We start from the raw sequence: 418 nt of genomic DNA on the forward strand, positions 1-418 counted from the left end.
CCGCAAGGCGGAGCCGTGGTTCGACCCGGCGGGATTCTTCCTCGCCGAACGGGACGGCGAACTGATCGGCTTCCACTGGACCAAGGTGCACGCCGAGGAACGGCTGGGCGAGGTGTACGTCCTCGGAATCCGCCCCGACACCCAGGGCGGCGGCCTGGGCAAGGCCCTGACCACCATCGGCCTGCGCCACCTGGAGGGGCAGGGCCTGCCCACCGCGATGCTGTACGTCGACGCCGACAACAAGGCGGCGGTGGCCGTCTACGAGCGCCTCGGCTTCGTCACGCACGAGACGGACCTGATGTACCGCACGGAGACGTGAGCCGCCGGGGCCGCCCGGCGGGGCGAACCGGTGAAGCGTCCGTCACCGACCGGCCTTGCGGCCCAACGGCTCCGGCCCGCACACCGCCCCCACCAGGGC

At 72.5% G+C, this 418-nt stretch carries 1 protein-coding gene; it reads left to right on the forward strand.

What is annotated here, in order from left to right; translation table 11 throughout:
• The coding region (locus tag NQ012_RS12940) for a GNAT family N-acetyltransferase (protein WP_257067979.1) at positions 1–319 on the forward strand (319 nt) is incomplete at its 5' end.
• Between the last annotated feature and the right edge of the window lie 99 nt (positions 320–418).

Source organism: Neisseria dentiae (assembly GCF_024580525.1).
In the GTDB taxonomy this organism is placed as follows: domain Bacteria; phylum Pseudomonadota; class Gammaproteobacteria; order Burkholderiales; family Neisseriaceae; genus Neisseria; species Neisseria dentiae_A.